This is a genomic window from Streptomyces sp. NPDC090083 (assembly GCF_044747445.1).
Classification (GTDB): domain Bacteria; phylum Actinomycetota; class Actinomycetes; order Streptomycetales; family Streptomycetaceae; genus Streptomyces.
Map to the genome: position 1 here is coordinate 613,045 of NZ_JBIVED010000001.1, position 17,899 is coordinate 630,943.

9 protein-coding genes and 3 pseudogenes are annotated in these 17,899 nt (G+C 67.7%); 9 read left to right on the top strand and 3 right to left on the bottom strand.

The annotated features are described in order from the left end of the window. Positions 1–127: 127 nt before the first annotated feature. Complete coding sequence (locus tag ACIPTO_RS02525) at positions 128–1,384, top strand: helix-turn-helix domain-containing protein (RefSeq protein WP_401188835.1); 1,257 nt, start codon at positions 128–130, stop codon at positions 1,382–1,384. Between the two features lie 782 nt (positions 1,385–2,166). Here ACIPTO_RS02525 and ACIPTO_RS02530 read toward each other — a convergent pair. Continuing rightward, positions 2,167–2,703 (bottom strand): hypothetical protein, encoded by a 537-nt coding sequence (locus ACIPTO_RS02530; protein ID WP_401188837.1) that lies wholly within the window; start codon positions 2,701–2,703, stop codon positions 2,167–2,169. Between the two features lie 582 nt (positions 2,704–3,285). Between ACIPTO_RS02530 and ACIPTO_RS02535 the strand changes: the two genes are divergently transcribed. The 5 genes and pseudogenes from ACIPTO_RS02535 to ACIPTO_RS02555 all read left to right on the top strand — a co-directional run bounded on the left by ACIPTO_RS02535 (position 3,286) and on the right by ACIPTO_RS02555 (position 10,778). Further along, entirely contained in the window at positions 3,286–4,653 is a 1,368-nt protein-coding gene (locus tag ACIPTO_RS02535; RefSeq protein ID WP_401188840.1) for a hypothetical protein, read from the top strand. After that, entirely contained in the window at positions 4,650–9,311 is a 4,662-nt protein-coding gene (locus ACIPTO_RS02540; protein ID WP_401188842.1) for a hypothetical protein, read from the top strand. The genes ACIPTO_RS02535 and ACIPTO_RS02540 overlap by 4 nt, the downstream gene beginning before the upstream one ends. Positions 9,312–9,618: 307 nt before the next feature. Beyond that, a complete protein-coding gene (locus tag ACIPTO_RS02545) occupies positions 9,619–10,083 on the top strand; it encodes a hypothetical protein (RefSeq protein WP_401188845.1) in 465 nt (154 codons plus the stop codon). Next, positions 10,080–10,463, top strand: a pseudogene (locus tag ACIPTO_RS02550) (transposase family protein); the annotation flags it as partial. The gene ACIPTO_RS02545 and the pseudogene ACIPTO_RS02550, both read left to right, overlap by 4 nt. A gap of 69 nt (positions 10,464–10,532) precedes the next feature. Further along, entirely contained in the window at positions 10,533–10,778 is a 246-nt protein-coding gene (locus ACIPTO_RS02555; RefSeq protein ID WP_401188848.1) for a DUF2283 domain-containing protein, read from the top strand. A gap of 160 nt (positions 10,779–10,938) precedes the next feature. On the opposite strand, the pseudogene ACIPTO_RS02560 reads toward ACIPTO_RS02555, so the two are convergent. Together ACIPTO_RS02560 and ACIPTO_RS02565 are read right to left on the bottom strand one after the other, a co-directional pair. After that, positions 10,939–11,379, bottom strand: a pseudogene (locus ACIPTO_RS02560) (peptidase S8); the annotation flags it as partial. 725 nt (positions 11,380–12,104) lie between these two features. Further along, positions 12,105–12,404, bottom strand: a pseudogene (locus ACIPTO_RS02565) (transcriptional regulator); the annotation flags it as partial. 315 nt (positions 12,405–12,719) lie between these two features. On the opposite strand from ACIPTO_RS02565, the gene ACIPTO_RS02570 reads away from it, so the two are divergent. The 3 genes from ACIPTO_RS02570 (at position 12,720) to ACIPTO_RS02580 (ending at position 17,844) form a co-directional block, all read left to right on the top strand. Beyond that, positions 12,720–14,786 (top strand): Shedu anti-phage system protein SduA domain-containing protein, encoded by a 2,067-nt coding sequence (locus tag ACIPTO_RS02570; protein WP_401188851.1) that lies wholly within the window; start codon positions 12,720–12,722, stop codon positions 14,784–14,786. A gap of 469 nt (positions 14,787–15,255) precedes the next feature. Further along, on the top strand, positions 15,256–16,113 hold the full coding sequence (locus ACIPTO_RS02575; protein WP_401188854.1) for a radical SAM protein: 858 nt from the start codon (positions 15,256–15,258) through the stop codon (positions 16,111–16,113). Positions 16,114–16,260: 147 nt separating this feature from the next. Next, the gene (locus ACIPTO_RS02580) at positions 16,261–17,844 is read left to right on the top strand and encodes an alpha/beta hydrolase (RefSeq protein WP_366311643.1); all 1,584 of its coding nucleotides are present in this window, start codon (positions 16,261–16,263) and stop codon (positions 17,842–17,844) included. Positions 17,845–17,899: the final 55 nt, after the last annotated feature.

Here is a 17,899-nt window from a genome sequence, read left to right on the forward strand (position 1 = left end):
GGCGAACCTGTGTCTGAAGCCCCCACAGAGCGCCGGTCGAGCCACCAGGCCACTGCCGAATGGGGCACATCTGTGCGGTCGGACGACGAGGCCTTGCTGCTTTCGCTCGATGCCTACACTCTGGCGCATGAGTTTCACAGCACTCCATCGCGCCGTCGGAACGACACCGGGCCCACTGACCGACGATCTCCTCGACACCGCTGTTGCTGCTGGTACGACGGAGGCAAACGACCTGGATTGGAAGGGCAAGCTGCCTCCGGCGAAGGGGCTGGCGCAAACAGACTTCCCCAAGGACGTGGCGGCGATGGCGAACAGCGGCGGAGGCCTGATCGTCTACGGCGTGGAAGAGTCACAGAAGGCAGCGACTCGGCGCGTAGACGCCGGCGAGTTTGATGAGACCTATGAACGAACACTGCGCAGCGCCGCGATCACCGCCATCTCCCCGCCTGTGTTCGGCCTGAACGTGCACCGCCTCGAAGCTGACGGGAAGCGGGCCATCGCCGTGGAAGTCCCCGCAAGCATCGACGGACCGCACCTGATCTACAGGAACGACTACTTCGGCGCACCCATTCGGAATGACTCCGACACCGTGTGGATGAAGGAACGGCAGATCGAAGCCATGTACCGCGCCCGGTTCGAGGAGCGCCGACACGCAAGTGAGGCACTGGATGCCCTGTTCAGTGAAGCGTCCGCTGGCCGAGACTCCTATACGCGCGCCTGGCTGATAGCGGTCGCCCACCCCCGCATTCCGCGCTTTCGTGACCGGACGACGCGCGAAAGGGCACGCTATGTACTGTCCGAAACGGTGCCCCTAGCTCTGGCTTACGCCTCGCGGAATGGTGGTGTGCATCCCCTGGAGAACGTCGACCGGAACAACCCCCGTCCAGGTTTGCGCCGCTGGGTTGCCGTCAACATGGCGATTGGCGATCGCTCGTCGTGGAAAGAAGCCTGGATGAGCATCCACCATGACGGCTCGGTCACCCTCGCCGCTGCGGTCGGTGGGCACCGCAAGAGCCACGACACCTACTTCGAGGGCTGGGAAGTCGAGTCTTCCGCCGTTGAGTGCGCTATCGCGGATGTCATGGCACTCCTCCGCACCACTGCGGAAGCAACCAACAACGAGGAGTACGACGTTCGTGTAGGGATCGAATGGACCGGCCAGGAACCGCTCACGATTCTCACTAGGGATAATTTCGGGCATATCTATGACGGCGCCTCGACCCCGCTGTATCGCTACACGCCTATTGAAACCACCGTGAACGCAGTGGAACCTCCCTTGGACTACCACTGGCACGTCCACGACCTCGCTCAAGACTGCGTGAATCAGGGCGGCATCTCTAACGTGCAGGTCATCCGACCCCCCGCCCGCAGCGACTCGCAGTAGCCGGGCCAGCGCTGTCTCCGCAACCACGGCCGTCAAATAGTGTCTGCGCGCGGGAATAGGGTCCGTGGAGTGAATGACCGCTACAACCTGGTCCTGGCGGTGGACCCGCCGCCGGATCTACCCGCGCCGGTGCTTCAGGAGTTGAGGTGGCTCCTGGGACAGGAAGCGCTGGGGCGAAACCCGGAGCTCACCAGCTCATCCTGGCCGTCCCACACGACCCCGATCACGGAGGGGGTCGGTGCCCCACGGAGCTGGCCATCATGAACCGGTAGACATTGCCTGCTTCGAGGGTGAGCCCGACGGCCACTCGCCCATCGCATCGGCCTCTCCGCCGCCACCGGGGCCGCGTCAGCAGATGCCGCTCTTCCGACTGCTGCTGTAATCCTTGGTGCCCGCCACCGAACCGACCCCGTTCCCCTGGACCCTGCCGGCTATCCCGAACCCACTGCCGAAGCGGCGTCCGCATGGACGCACTCTCCCACGCCGCCCAGCCCGATCATTCAGGGGCCCTGAGCCCCCGTCCTAGCCAGGTGGGCTCACAGGGCTGGCTGCGGCATGGCGTGTTCTCTCTGTGCAGGCGGAACACGCCTCGGTGTTCCACGTTCCACCGCCAGGGCCAGGCAGCGGCCGAAGCCGCGGATGCCTGCTCACGGTCTGCATGGCCGTGATGCTCGAGGAAGCTCACGGACGCCAGGCAGCTCTGGGGTTCGTCGCCGCATCGGCCGACGACTACGTCCGACGCGGCCACCCGCGCCCCTACCCGACCCCCTGAACCGGCTGATTCACGACACGGCACTGCCGGCGATGTGCGCCAGCTCTCCGGCCGACTCGGGGGTCAGACGGTAGAACCCCTGGAGACTTATCGCACGCTCCAGACGTCCGTCGACCACGTGCTTCAGTCCGCGGGTCTGCCCTCGCCGGTTGCGCCAGGTGAGCTGCGCCAGGAGGCCGGCGGGGACCGGTGCATCGAAGCGTACGGGTGTAGCGTCCACGTGTACGGGTGCGGCGCCGCACCCGCCGGCGCCGAGCATCGACCACGCGTCATGTCCGGGAAAGGCCTCGTCCTGCCACGTCGCGGGAGCAGTCCCGCAGCAGACGCCCCGTTCCCTGTCGAGCACCCGCATCCGGCTCACCACGAACACCGTGCCACGGTTGACGTGCACCGCAAACACCTCGTCCCCGACCTCAGCCCCCGACCAGGCGGGCAGCGAGGTGTGAACACCACTGAAGGCGACAGGAGGCCGCTCGCCCACGCGACCGGCCTTGCGCAGGGCCTTGCAGGTGTCGTGGGTCCACAGGACGGTGAAGGCATCAGGCATGCCGTGATCCTATGAACGAGCACTGACAACCGGTTCTCAGAGCTAACGGCGTGATCCGAGGGGTGAAGCGTCCCCTGCCTGGTGCCACCGCGGCACGACCGACCTCGTGACCGGCGTGCTCTCCGCCTTCGCCCGGCGCCTCCCGCGGGCCGGGAACCATCACAGTCACCTCCTAGGCCGGCGCGGCCAGGACCTCGGCGAGCTCCGCCCGCGCGATCAGCCGGTGTTCCAACGCCCCCTCTGCCACCGCGAGTTCGGCCAGGACCCGGTCCGTTTTCGCCTAGAGCTGCTCCACAGCCGCCCGGGCAGCGGTCTCCCCTCTCCACAACAAGCCCATCACCGACGCCACCTCCGTACCACGAAGAACGAACTGAACGTCCGAACTCTCCCTCGGCGACACCGACACCATGCCTGATCAGAGGAAACTCAACGACCACGTCCGGAAGGACAACGGCTTGTTGACGGCCTCGCAACGCGCACTCGTGCGCTGGCCCGCGCTTCCGTGCATCAGAACGGTTCGTCTTCGTCATTGCGCCGTGGACGAAACGCGCCCTTCAATGGCCGGAGCTGCGTGCGGGGGGCATGGTGAACGACGCGAGGGCCGGGAAGATCAGGGACGCGATCCTGGTCGTGCCGGGAATCATGGGCAGTGAGCTGGTTGACACTCAGAGCGGCGCATTGCTGTGGGGGCTGCGCGATCCGCGCTGGTACCTGTCCGCGTGGACGACGGGCCGCGGGCTCCGTCAACTCGCCGTGACCGATGAGGAAGTGGACGGCAGGGCCGGCCGCGTACGGCCCGGCCGACTGCTGCGCGCACCCGCGTACGCACCGGTACTGCGCGGATCCGAGCCGTACACGGCACTGGTGCAGAAACTGGAGGACGCCTGCGTTCATCCGTGCGCGGTCGCAGAGTTCGCCTACGACTGGCGGCTCCCGGTACGTCGGACCGCGCAGCTCCTGGCCGATGCCGCCGAACGCCATCTCCGCTTCTGGCGCGGGTTCGGCGAGGGCTACGGTGACGCACGGCTGATTATCGTCGCGCACTCGATGGGCGGCCTGCTCGCCCGGCACTTCGTCGAAGACCTCGGCGGTGCGGCCGAAGTGCGGACGCTGCTTACCCTCGGTACCCCGTACTTCGGCGCGGTCAAGGCTGCCGTCATCCTCAACCTCGGCCGGGGTTCGCCGGTTCCCTTGCCGAGGAAACACCTGCGCACGCTGGCAGCGACCCTCCCGGGCCTCTACGACCTGCTGCCCCGCTATCGCTGTGTCGATGAGCATGGAGGGCCCCGCCTCCTCACCGATGCCGACGCCGCGGCGATCGGCGGGAATGTCGACCTGGCGGCTTCGAGCCTGGGGCACCGCTGGTCGGACTCGCCGCCCCCGCAGCTCCGGGCCGTCGTGGGGCTCAACCAGCCGACCGCCCAGAGCATGACGATCGACGCGGGCAAGGTGAATCCGAGGAACTTCCTGCGCGGGACCGACGGCGGCAGCGAGGACCACAGCGGTGACGGCACCGTCTTCCGTCTCTCTGCGACCGGGTTCACCGAGCGCCCCGGTTACCTCTCCCAGCAGCACTCGGCCCTGGCCAAGGCACCAGAGGGTCTGGACCTGGCCCGCGCCGTCCTCACCGAGCGAGACCTTGGCCCACCGCTGGGGGCGCGGGGCGTCGGCGTCGACGCCCCGGACCTCGTGGCCGTGGGGCAGCCGTTCACAGTGCGGGTGATCGGGGGCGCAGACGCCGCCGGCCTCGGCTGCCGCATCCAATCAGCCGAAACCCACAGGCAGATCGCACGCCCGGTCTTCCAACGACAGGGTGACGAGATCACCGCCCAAGCCCGTATCCCGGCCGCGGGCATCTACCGGATCGACGTGAAACAGACCGGTGCCTCCCCTGTCAGCTGCCTGGTGATGGCCGCCCCCGCCGACGATCTGAGTCTCTGGGAGGAATGACGTCCGCACAACCGGCCTTCGACGTGGTCACCCTGCCCATCAGCGTGTACGACCACTTCGACGATGTCCCGGGCGCGGCCACTTGCGCCGAGCGAGCCGCGGAACTGCTGGCAGAACTCGGTGGTCGGCACGTGCCGTGGACCGGACGCCCTGAGCGCGTGACCCGGACCGAGGCCACGGCGCGCCTGGGTGCCTGGGCGTCGCCTCCCGCCCCGCGCAGTTCGGCGCTCCTGTGGATGGGGCATGGTCACTCCGACGGCGACGCCGCCGCCCTCGCCTACGCCGAGACACCCGGCGCCTGGACCGATGCGGAAACACCCCTGGACCTGGCGCGGCGGATCAGAGCCGAGTGGACCCACCGTGTGGGCCGGCGCGGCAACTGGGCGATGGTCGTCATCGAGGCATGTGATGCTCCGGCCTTCGTGAACGGCCTCATGTCCGCGGTGCACGGTCTCCCTCCCGATGCCATCCCGGGTGAGCTGGTTCTGGTCGCCGCGGGAAGCGATGGCACCACGCATCTGGGCGCTTTCAACGATGCCCTCGCCGCGACGGTGGCCTCGCTGCGGATGGACGGCCCGGAGTTCGAGCTCAGCGAACTGGTCCGCCGCCTCGACAACCGGCTGAGGCACAGCACCACAGGCGGCTTCGCTGTCCCCTACAAGCTCACCGCCCGCCTGCGCTTGCGCGACGCCCCCGCCACCGGCATCACCGCGACCGCCGACGACGTGGAACGGCTGCGGGAGATTCTCGCCGCCCGGCCTCATGCGCTGCGCCACTTCGACGACAAGGCCCGGGGCGGGGACCTCAGCGAGCAGGCGTGGTTCTTCACCGGTCGTCAGAGCGAGACTCGCGAGATCGCCGGGTGGCTGCGTGAGACGGAGACCGGGATGCTCGTGGTGACCGGACCGGCCGGCTCGGGGAAGTCCGCGCTCCTGGGCCACCAGGTCGTCCTGGCCGACGACGAGTTCCGCGAGGTTCTCGTGGAGGCAGGCCAGCTGGAGGAACCGGACGACCGCGAACTGCCGCCCTGCGACTGCTTCGACGCGGTCATACACCTGGCGGGTCTGTCCGTGACCGACGTGATCAAGCGACTGTGCGACGCGGCCGGTGTGCCTCTTGAGGGCGGCTTGACCATGCGGACCCTGCGCGCCCGACTCCTTGCCCGGGGAGAACGGTTCACCGTCCTCGCCGACGCGCTGGATGAGGCCCGTGAACCCGCCGCCATCGCCTCCTCCGTGCTGCGCCGTATCGCGGACCTGCCCGGTTGCCGCGTCGTCGTCGGCACCAGGACCGCGGAATCCGGCCCCGGCGGCGAGCCCCGACATGACCTGGTCACCGCCCTGGGCTCCAGCAGCGACACGACGCTACTCACGGTCGAGCACGTTCCCAACGACCTGGGCCGGTACGTACGCCGCCGACTGATCGCGGCGCGCACCGCCGGCACACCGGGCCTTTCCGACGCGCTCATCGACGAGATCGCCGCCCTCGCCCGCAGCGGCGGACAGAACTTCCTGTCCGCGCGCATCGCGGTCGCCGAGATCGTCGCTCGCCCCGAACTGCTGCGCCCGGAGAACACCGACGAGTTGCGCCGGCTCGCTGCGCAGCACCACAAGTCCACCTTCGCGGCGATCAGAGCCCGGCTCGACCGCCGTGCGCTGGCACTGCTGCACGCACTCGCGCTCGGACAGGGCAGGGGGCTGCCCCGCTCGGGCGGAGTGTGGGCGACGGCGGCGGCCGCACTCGCCGAGCACGGCGCCGTCTCCGAGAACGCTGTGACGGAGGGCGACATCGACGATGTCCTGCATCAGGCAGGCGCACTGATCATGCTGGACGCGGAGGACGGACAGACCGTCTACCGCCTCGCGCACCGCACCTTTCAAGAACACTTCATCGGTGCGCACACCAGTGACCCTGCCGGGGCCACGCCGGATGCCCTGGTCGCGGGTGGGCTGCTGCGGCTGGCCGCGGAGCAGGTCGCGCGCCCGGAGCGGTTCGGAGCGCTGACCCCCTATCTGGCGAGACACCTGGCCGCTCATGTCTCCGTCGCGGATGCGTGGCGGGAACTCGCCGCCGCAGAGGCCGTGCTGGACCGCCTCGACCCCGCCGCGGTGCGGGATCAGGCTCTGCGTGAAGCGTTCGGGCGCGGAGACCTGCCGGCTGCGATCGTGGGAGTCCTCGCCGCCTGGCGGGAACTGGCTGCCCTGCCGCCCGGCGACCGCGTCGTCCTTCGCGCTCTGGCCGCCACGCGAGCCACGGGCCAGTCCATGACAGGACAGAGCGCGGACGGAGTCTGGCGGCTGGCGTGGGCGCGGGTGTCGCATGCCACCCTGAGCGTCAGTCTCGGCACCGGCATCAGCGGTGTCACCTCGGTCGAGCTGCCCGACCACGGACCCGTGCTGGCCAGCCTCGGCACTGACGGCGCGGTCCAGTTCTGGAGCAGTCTCTCCAGCGCCGAGCCGATCACCGACCCGCTGCCCGGCCGGATACCCGAGTACGGCGTCACCTCGCTGGCCTCGTTCACTCTGCCGGACGGCCGCCCTGTGCTCGTCCGCCTGGACGAACGGGCCGGGGTCCAGATCTGGGATGTGCGGAACTGGCAGCGATTCGGCCGCACCGGCGCGGGACTGACCGTCACCTTGCCGGACGGCAGGACGGCCGCGGTGCACCACACCGCCCTGGGCACCATCTATTTCGCCTTGCCCCACACCATAGGTTTCCCCGACCTGTCGAAGCATCTGGTCGACCCTCAATTCGCCCAGCAGTTGCACGCCGTGGCGGTACTCCCGTGCCATGACGGTGAGTTGCTGCTGGTCCAGGACAGCACGGGATGTCTGTCGCTGTGGCGCCCCGACAACCAACGCGTGGCCGGGCCCTATCCGACGACCGCATTCGGCTCCAAGGCCCAGCTGCGATTGGGCAACGAGCGGCTCGTCGGAGTGGTCGAGCGGGACGAAATTCGAATCGCCGCCGACGTGAATACGCAGAGCAGTTGGCAACGTTACGCCAACAACGACTCGACGGTCACTCTCCCACCGTGGCCCCACGAAGTTCCCGAGTGTGTAGCAGCTAAGGAAAAAAGAAAAAATGTCCTGCTGCGTGTGGCGGACGGAACGACGCTCGGGCACCCGTTGCCGGGCGATGGAGTAAGGGATGTCCGGCCCTACGGAGCGAAATATCTCGTCGCGCTGCAAGAAGACGCCAATCAGGTACACACCGCTCGCCTGTGGAACGCGATGACAGGAGAATTCACCGGTCGAGGCGCGTCGCTTGGACGGGACGTCAAAACCTTCGAGCAATGCGTAATTCTTGATGCCAGCCCGGACTCACTTCTCCTCTCCGTGCTCGACCAGGGCTCACTCAGGCTGCACCGCTTGGACGCCATGGAAAAACCATGCGAATTTACATGGCACATCGGTCCGCGGGGATCACGGAAAGTGACCGCGCAGGCACCGGTGCGCCTGGCCGACGGCACAATCGCACTGGCCCTGTCACATCAGCACGACTACGACTCCGAGAAGCACGACCAAGTGGTCGAGATCTGGGACACTCGAACCAACCAGCCACTCGGGGACCCGTGGCGGAGAATCCGGTTCCGGGACGAGATGAGTGTGGAAACACTGATGCCGGTGACGGACCCGGCCGGCCGTATATTGCTGCTGGTCTGCCACAGGCACTTCGGCGCAGCGTCAGCAGAGATCTGGAATCTGAATTCGGGGCGCAGACTTGGCCCGGCTCTTGAGGTCGACGCCGAACGCACCTACCGCACACGCCCGATCTCGACCCACTCCATCCGCGGGCCCGAGGCCGAGACGGTCGCGTACCGCCTCACCTCGCACGGTCCCTTGACTTCGCCGTTGACGGGGACGCGTTGGAAGGTCCCCGGAAATGCCGAAAGTTTCGTTCGCGGACCCGACAAGACGCTTTACACGGTGACGGTCGACGACCGGTCTCTTTCCCTGCTCGATGCCCGCACCGGCGAGGAACGAAGCCGCCTGGCACTCGGTCAAGAATTGCGCAGGGTCACTGTTCTGGGTTCTCGGGTTCTGGTCGGCACGGGCCACGGAATCGTCGCCTTGGATCTTCGGCTGCCCGACAGCGGATCCGGCCCGGTCACGGAGGAAATGCAGGAGTACGAGGCTCCCAGGATTCCGATCCGGTGGGGCCGGCTGGCCGTGTGGCTCGGCGGGACAATTCTGGTGATGTGCATGATCGCCGCATTCGTCATCATCCGCGGCAACAACAACAAGGCGGTCGCCCGGGACGCGATCTCGGACGCCACACCCGTGTGCGCAAAGTACCAATGCCGGGAAGGAGAAGATTTCGAACCGTACGTCTTCCCCTATGCGGCGGAAAACGAACCACGTACGACCACCTACCGGGTGGCGCGTGATCACCCCTACTTCAACGCCGACCTGTCGGTGCAGAGTTCAGGAGCCTGCAGATCCGACTCGCACGTGGACTACGTCATCGAGTCCGGGGGCCACCGCCTCGCCGGCCGGCTCGCAGTCGATGCCAAACGCAGTGTCGGAACCTGGCTCCACGGCGACGGCGACCGCATCTCCATCCAGTTCACCCTCGTCGGCCAACCCTGTGACGTGACCTTTGTGGTGACGGGTCCACGCGTCCATCGCTGGCCTCTTCCAAACTGGCTCAGTTGACGAGAGGTCCACATCAAGGGCGCACGCGGCTCGTTTCGAAGAATGGGCTGACCTGGGAAAATGATGATTCGCGTCTGGGGGCGGTCAGGCAGGCGATCACCGCGAACGCCGCCGTGTGCCCGCCCGCGGTGAACGCGATCGCGGGCGGGCTTGGTCGCCCAGAACGGGGACACGTCGATGAGGTGGTCGCCGTACTCGGGGTCGACGCGCAACCACGCCTCCGTGGTGGTGATGCTGGCGCGGAGAACCCCGCACCGTCCAAGCCGGCCAGAATGACGTCCGTCCCACTGCCCTGGGCGGACTCGACGTGCACGGACGGCAGCGGCCACTCGTCGCACGCACTCGCGAACGCCACCAGCTGATCCACGAACGTATCCAACGCGGCGACAGCCTGCGCGCCATCGCCCGTGAACCATGCCTCAGCCGCGGCACCGTCCTGCGTTTCGCACGGGCCGCCGATGTCGAGCAGCTCCTCGTCGCGGCCACCGACCGCCCGAGCATGATCGACGACTACCGGCTCTATCTTCATCACCGCTGGATGGAGGGCTGCACCAACGCAGCAGCACTCACCCGGGAGATCCAGCAGCTCGGCTACCGCGGCACCATCAACACCGTCCACCGACCCCTGCGGCCCTATCGCACCGGGGCAATTCCGCCCGATGCTCCGCTGCCCCATCTGACCGTCCGCCGGGTCACCAACTGGATCATGCGCCGGCCCGACAGAGCCCACGAAGTGGACCAGAGCCGCGACTCACCGACAGAGCCAGCATGAACGTCCAGGTCATCGCCGATGCGTTCGGACGCCTGCTCTGGGCCTCACCTGCCCTGCCAGGCGCCGTCCACGACATCAAGGCCGCGCGCAGCCACGGCATCATTGAGGCACTGACCGAAACCGGCGTCCGAACGTGGGCAGACAAGGGATTTCAGGGAGCTCGGGGGACGATCCGGGTGCCTTACCGGAGCCGATGGAGCCCGCTCCCAGCCGGGAAGCGGGCGGTGAACTCCTCCCACGCCAGGATCCGAGCCGTCGGCGAGCAGGCCAACGCCACCCTGAAAGGTTGGCGGCTCCTGCGCAAACTCCGTTGTAGCACCACCCGCATCACCGACATCGTCAAGGCCGTCCTGGCCTTGCACCGCGCCACGGCAGCCTGAGATCGCTGCGGCCGGGGGCATGGACAAGGACAGCGCCGTCATCAGCGAGAGCAAGGGAGACCACTCACCGTGACAAACGTCAGAGTCACCTACGACAAGACCGTCAACGCAGCGTACGTATACCTCACCGAACCGCAGGCCCGCGTGAAGTCCGCGCGCATGTATCCCTGCGATCCAGTGGACGTCGACGGCATGATCAACCTCGACTTCGACGAGCAAGGCCGCCTCATCGGCATCGAGGTGCTGGCAGCCAGTTCAAAACTGCCCGCGTACCTGCTCCAGTCCGCGGAGCGGCTGGACACCGAAGGCTCCTGAACAGTCGAGCACCGCCCTGGCGGCGACCGCAGTGCGACTTGCAGCAGGTTGGAAAATGCTCCGTGTAAGGGAGTCGTACTGCTCGACACGGCCCCTGTGGTCGACCGAGGACCCCGCCGGAGCGTCCGCGACAGATGCACCGTAGTCAGCCCAGTAGGTCCTACACGACCGGGATCGCGCGCCACGTGGGTGGCCGGAGCGCCTGGACGTTCGCCCCCCCCCGCACCTCCGCGAACTCGGTCTTCGCGGTGAGGAGCCGCTCGCAGGCGGCGCGCGGGTCCTGCTCCTTGTTCGCCGCCATGTGGGCGGCGACCAGTCCGGCGGCGACGGGTGTGGCGAAGGACGTGCTGCTCCAGTGCGCGAACCCGTCGAAGAGCACCTGGTCGGGGGTGGGGTGGGAGCCGTCGTCGCTGAGCACGCCCGCGTGGCTGGGGTACTGGCAGGTGCAGTGGTAGGTGAAGCCGAAGCGGCAGGCGTCGTAGGTGGAGTGTTGGTAGATGTACGGGACGGGCACGTCGAAGCCGGTGAGGGAGCTGGTGAGGCACTCGCCGGGGGCGTAGACCTTCACCCAGGCGCCGTGGTTGCTGAAGCAGGCGCCGAACTATCGGTCCTGTCCCGAGGCAATCCGCCCGACGGTCTGCCAGTCCAGCTCTGCTCTTCGCCTCAGCGGCACACGCGGCATGCCACGGCCTCTTCGACTGACGACCTTGGAGAGCAGCAGGGCTCCCCGGCGTACGGCGGGCCGTTCTGGTCGCGCTGCTGTCAGGCGACGGCACCGCTGCCCTGTCGCCACCATCGCCCTCGTCCCCAACGGCCGCGTCCTGCCGGACATCGGCACCCTGACGCGACTGGAGGACGCACTCGACCACCAGCTCTGGCCCGGCCCCGCAGCGGTTCACGCTTCAGCAGCAACCAGACGCTGGCCGATCTGACCCGTCGGCGACTCCCTAAACCGCCGGATCACCGCCTGATATTTCTCAGAAGTCGAGCCTGATCTGCTCTTCTGACGGAGCATCAATCGGGTAGGAGGGCCCGCCACCCGGCCCTCCTACCCGATTGATACGTCGGCGTCTCGTGATGAGCATCCCCAGGTTCCGGTGGCGCCCCTGGGTAGACGCTCTGCTGCCATCGGCCGGACGCGACAACGCTGCTGATCGGCGAAGCCCAGAGCAGGGCCACCGATGAGACCCGTCAATGCACCAGCCGGGACACGCATCGGCCTCCAGCAAAACCCCTGACGGCCTCACACGAGTGTATCCAGTCCCCGACGCGGAACAGCGGAGGACCGCGCCAGCGGAAGGCCGACCAGGCGCAGCGGGTAGTCGGGACGTTCATCGACCGGTACCCCACCGTCCGTTGGCGGGGGCGGCTCACATGGGACTGGTTGAGCGGGCGGATCTCCGCGCGGGTGCCGCGGTTGAGGCGGGCCAGAAGGTAGCGGGCGACATTCACGCGCCGCACCGTGCGCTAGGCCTGCTCGATCGCAGCGAGGCACTTTCACGGCGTGCGGGCCCCGGCGAGCCAGGCCTGCACCGTGCGGACTGTGACGGTCAACCCGGCCGTGCAGGCTGGAGCTTGGGCGTGGTCGGTGCGGGGGAGGCAGCGGAGCCGCACGAGCAGGCCGCGCCAGGCGGCCCCACTACGGTGTACGCGCCCCTTCCTGAGGGCCATCGTCAGGCGGGTCCGTGCTGAGCGCAGTCGGCACGGACCCGCACCGTTTCCCACCGCACCGTGCGATACGCCCCCTCGATCGCGGCACGGTTCTTCCGCGAGGTAGCCAGCAGAGCCACGAAATCCCGGGCCAGGCCAAGCAGATACCTTGCCGCGGCCAGGCGGTAACACTGCACGCGGCCGCAGCATCCGCGATGTTGCCACTGCGGTCAGAGACATTTGATGTTCAATCACCCCCCACGTGAGGCGGAGTGCGTTCATCCTGGGGGCATGACGCAGTCCGCCGTCCCGGCATCGCACAGCAACAGCACGCAGAGAATCACGACTCTCACGCGACGCGACATCGTCGACTACATGACTGGTGAGGGTGGCCCCTGGTGGGGGCGGCTCGAGGAGATCGACTTCCTCGGATCCCTGTACGACCTCGACAGGCTTGCATCGACGGACTCTCGGTACGCAACGGCACGTGAAGACATCATCAAGCACCGAGTCGACAACCCACTCGACTGGGAAGACAACTGGGTTTTCGAAAACCCCTATTTCCAACTCCATGACGGCCCTGACGAGGTTCTTCTCGCCTTCTTGGCGCGGTTCGTGCATCCCGAGGTGCAGCCTGACGCTGACCACGCATTCCAACGGGTCGCGAAGCTGAACCGTCTTCTCGGGCCGGACGGCTGGACGCTCCGCCCCTTCGAGTTCATATCGGAACGGCCGGTCTACGCTCCAGCCCCCGCACCGTCTACCGGCCCGCTGGTCTCAGTGCCGCTCGATGACAACGACACCGGCAAACTCGACCTCGTCCTCGGACAGACCTACAGCCTCCTCGATCGCGACGGCGAGAAGATCGCCCGAGACCTGCTCCGCCCGACTGTCCTGACGCTGCGCCGTGACGGCGGCATCTACCACCCCATGTCCGGTGACGGATGGACGGACGCCACGTACGAGGCAGTCCTCACCGTGCCTTCCGTCCTCCTGCCAGCATTCACAGAGACCGTCATCAACGCAGTCTGGCAACGGCTGGAAGCCGTACTAACCCGTCTCCAACGCGCAGACGTCCAGTCCCTCGTCGTCGAAGGCGACCTGGGCCCGCTGCCAGCCGTCTCACCGGACTGGAGGAGCCAGACCGCCGAGCCTGATCTCCCCGTCCTGCGGGGCTTGCGCATCGGCCTCCAGACCACGGAGTTCGATGTCACGGCGCAGAACTTCTCAGATCTTGAGATTCGCGACCAAGACCAAGGGCTTCCCTACTTCTACGACACTCGCGGAAGCCGCCTGATCACCGATTTCCTTCTGGACGACCGGCAGCGGGTGGCCACGTTGTGCAACGTGACCCTCATCAACAAGGACGGTGTCCTTTCACCCAGGATCAAGCTGTGGAAGAAGGACAAGAGCAAGGCTGCAAAGACGGCAGCCACGGAAGCGATACCCGGCACCGAGGCACCTCAGATCGTCAAGGCGCTCGTCGACGCGAGTGATGCCCACGAGAGCTTCTGGAAGGTCATCCGCTTCCTCGAAAGCTGTGTCGGGCTGGACATCCCTGACAGCAGCCTGCGGCTGGTCGTCGGCGACGAAGCAGAGTTGGCTCGCCTCCTGGCCGACCAGGACCGCACAACACTCCTCGAAGCCGTCAGAGCCGCCGTCGGCGGCGCCCTCACGGAAGAGGACATCCGACTGATCAGCAACCGCAAAGCCCAACTCCAAAGGTTCGACCGGTTGTTGAACGACCCAGAGTTCTTCCAGCAGGAGCGCGCTCAGGTGGCCGGGCCGGAAGCGGTCTGGCAGGGCTTCTTCGAAAAGAATTCCTGGATCTTCGGATACGGTCTGACCTTCGTTGCCTGTGGCCCCTACGACGACGGCAAGCTGGAGCGCATCACGACCGGCGCGAACATCTTCGCGGGGGCAGGAAAGCGCAGTGACGCCGTCATGCGTTCCAGGGGCTTCATCAGCAGCCTGCTGTTCTGCGAGATCAAGACCCATCTGACATCCCTGCTGGCCAGCGCACCGTACCGGGCTCCGGACGTCTATCAGGTCTCCAAGGAAGTCGTCGGCGCCGTGGCGCAGGTACAGAAGACCGCCTACAAAGCCCAACAACTGGTCAGCGGTCAACTGCACAGGCAGTTCCGGGACGACGGTGCCCCGACCGGCATTGAGGTCTCCACCGTCCGCCCGCGACAGGTGCTCGTGATCGGAAGCCTCAACGAGTTCACCGACGGCGGCGCGGCGAACCCCGAGAAGATGACTTCCTTCGAGCAGTACAGGCGATCCATCCAGGACGTCGAAGTCATCACGTTCGACGAGCTCTACGAACGGGCCTGCTTCATCGTGCAGGACAGGTGAAGCGCGACCGAACCGCGCGGGAAACTCCCGAGCTGAGAGCAGCCAGTCCGAACACCCCGGCTGACTGCTCCCCCTCACCAGCCGTCAGCGAGCGTCTCGGGCGATCCGCCGGGCGACCGCGGACACCCCGACCCTGACCGCCAGAGCCAGTTGATCATTGCGGGACAGCCTTAAGGCCGGGCGTCTCGCCGCTGGCAAGGGTGGCCAGGGCCTGGGGATGTTGATGCCGGTGGCCCGCTCCATGAGGAGTGGTGTGAGGTCCCCTGCCGGCTGAACGTTGCCCTCGATCACGCGGAGACCGCTCGCCGTCAGCCGCAGCTCGACGAGAAGCACCCCCAGGTCAGACCCACAGCCCGGACCGCGGCGGCAACGCCCCCTTCAATTGGCCGCTCGACCTCTCGGCATCGGCTGACCTTCACGATCACCCGCAACCCGGGCTTCGAAACGACCCTGCCTCATGCCTCCGGCGTTGGGCACGAGAAGGCACCGCGGGGGAAGCAGTACGTGCGTCCACTGCTTCGCCCGCAAGACCCACAGCTACCTGGACCTCGACACCGGCCTCGGCTTCGACTCGCAGATCGTGGTCAAGGTGAACGCGCCGGACCTGCTGCGCCGCCAGCTCGGCTCACGGCGCTGGCTCGGCGACCACATCGCGATGGGCACGAACGTCGACTGCTACCAGCGCGCGGAGGGCCGCTACCGGCTGATGCCGGGCATCCTGGGCGCCCTGCGCGACCACGCGAACCCCTTCTCGATCCTGACCAAGGGCACGCTGATCCTGCGCGACCTGGACCTCCTGGTGCAGGCCTCCGAGGTCACCGACGTCGGCATCTCCGTCTCGGTCGGCTTCACCGACCCCGCGCTGTGGCGCACGGTGGAGCCCGGGACGCCCTCCCCGGAGCGGCGCCTGGACGTCGTACGGACCCTGACCGGGCACGGCATCGGGGTCGGGGTCCTGATGGCCCCGGTGATCCCCTTCCTCAGCGACGACCCGGCCCAACTGCGCGCCACCGTAAGGGCGATAGCGGCCTCCGGGGCGACCTCGGTGACACCCCTGGTGCTGCATCTGCGGCCCGGTGCCCGCGAGTGGTTCATGGCCTGGCTCGGGCAGCACCATCCGCATCTGGTGCGGCGGTACGAGCGGCTGTACGCGGAGGGGTCGTACGCCCCGAAGTGGTACCAGCGCCGGATCACCCGTCAGGTGCACGACCTGGCACAGGAGTACGGCATCGGTCCCGCGCGCGCGGGGATGCCCCGCCGCCTCCCCGAACCGGCGCAGACGGCCGGCCGGCCGGTGTCCGGGCCGACCCAGCTCTCGCTGATCTGAAGGCGTCCGGCCCAGGGCGTTCGAGGGCATCCGGCGGCCCAATCGGGTCAAGTATGTGCCGAACAGGTTCTTCCGGGTGCCCACTCCGGGACGATGCGGCGGGGACCGTGGACTCACGGTCCTCTCCCCTCCGTCCTGGGAGGACGTATGAGAAAACGCGCAGCCGTACTGTGCGGTGCCGCCGTCGTCGTGGCCGGGACGGTCACCGCCCTTCCCGCCGACGCGAGCACCGCGCACCGCACGACCACGACCGTGCAGCCGGCGAAGCCCACCTGGAAGAAGTGCGCCACCACCAACTATCCGGCGCTCCAGTGCGCCAGCGTCAAGGTGCCCCTCGACCACGCGAACCCCCACGGGAAGCAGATCACGCTCGCCCTGTCCCGCGTCCCGCACACCGCGAAGACCTACCAGGGCCCGCTGCTGGTCAACCCCGGCGGTCCCGGCGGCAGCGGACTGACCCTCGCGGGCTTCGTCGCGTCCTCGCTGCCCAAGGCGGTGGCGTCGCAGTACGACGTCATCGGCTTCGACCCGCGCGGCGTCGGCAGAAGCACCCCCGCCCTCGACTGCAAGCCCGGCTACTTCGCCCCGGTGCGCCCCGACTCCGTGCCCAGCACACCGGCGCTGGAGAAGGCCAACCTCGCGCGCGTGAAGGCCTACACGGCCGCCTGCGGCAAGAAGTACGCGGACCTGCTGCCGTACATCGACACGGTCAGCGCCGTCCGCGACATGGACTCGATCCGGGCCGCGCTCGGCGCGCGGACGATCAGCTACTTCGGCTACTCGTACGGCACCTACCTCGGCGCCGTGTACGCCAAGCTCTACCCGGAGCGCGTGCGCCGCCTGGTCCTGGACTCCATCGTCGACCCCACCGGGGTCTGGTACGACGACAACCTCGGGCAGGACTACGCGTTCAACGACCGCCACCGGGCGCTCATGGCGTGGATCGCCAAATACGACTCCACGTACAAGCTCGGCACCGACCCGGCCAGGATCGAGGCCAAGTGGTACGCGATGCGGGCGGCCCTGGCCAAGAAGCCGGCCGACGGCAAGGTGGGCGCCTCCGAGCTGGAGGACACCTTCATCCCGGGCGGCTACTACAACGGCTACTGGCCCTACCTCGCCGAGGCGTTCGCGGCCTACGTGAACGACAAGAACGCCGAACCGCTGGTCGAGGCGTACGAGAACTACGCCGCGATCGACGCTTCCGGGGACAACGGGTACAGCGTCTACACGGCGGTGCAGTGCCGTGACGCGTCCTGGCCGCGCGACTGGGACACGTGGCGCCGGGACAACTGGGCGGCCTACGACAAGGCGCCGTTCATGGTCTGGAACAACGCCTGGTACAACGCGCCGTGCGCGTTCTGGCCGACGCGGACGAAGGAGCCGGTCAACATCGCCAACGGCAAGCTGCCGCCGGTGCTGCTGTTCCAGGCGACGGACGACGCGGCCACTCCGTACGAGGGCGGCGCCACGGTCCACCGGATGCTCGCCGGATCCAGCCTCGTGGTCGAGGAGGGCGGCGGCAACCACGGCATCACGCTGAGCGGGAACGCATGCCTGGACAAGTACCTGGCGACGTATCTGAGCGACGGCAAGGTGCCGCGCGGTGGCCGTGAGGTCGACGCGGTGTGCCGGAAGACGCCTGACCCGAAACCGCTCACCCCGGCCAAGTCGGCGACCAGCACGGCGCACGGTTCGACGCTGCACGGGCTGCTGGGCTACCGCGGCTGAGACCGGGCCGACCGCCTCCCCGGGGGCGGGAATCCCCGTTGTCGGACCCGTGGTC

Bases quoted from the DNA above. Each gene is read 5' to 3' on its own strand.
- ACIPTO_RS02525 (WP_401188835.1), top strand. From the start codon at position 128: ATGAGTTTCACAGCACTCCATCGCGCCGTCGGAACGACACCGGGCCCA.
- ACIPTO_RS02530 (WP_401188837.1), bottom strand. From the start codon at position 2,703: ATGCCTGATGCCTTCACCGTCCTGTGGACCCACGACACCTGCAAGGCC.
- ACIPTO_RS02535 (WP_401188840.1), top strand. From the start codon at position 3,286: ATGGTGAACGACGCGAGGGCCGGGAAGATCAGGGACGCGATCCTGGTC.
- ACIPTO_RS02540 (WP_401188842.1), top strand. From the start codon at position 4,650: ATGACGTCCGCACAACCGGCCTTCGACGTGGTCACCCTGCCCATCAGC.
- ACIPTO_RS02570 (WP_401188851.1), top strand. From the start codon at position 12,720: ATGACGCAGTCCGCCGTCCCGGCATCGCACAGCAACAGCACGCAGAGA.
- ACIPTO_RS02580 (WP_366311643.1), top strand. From the start codon at position 16,261: ATGAGAAAACGCGCAGCCGTACTGTGCGGTGCCGCCGTCGTCGTGGCC.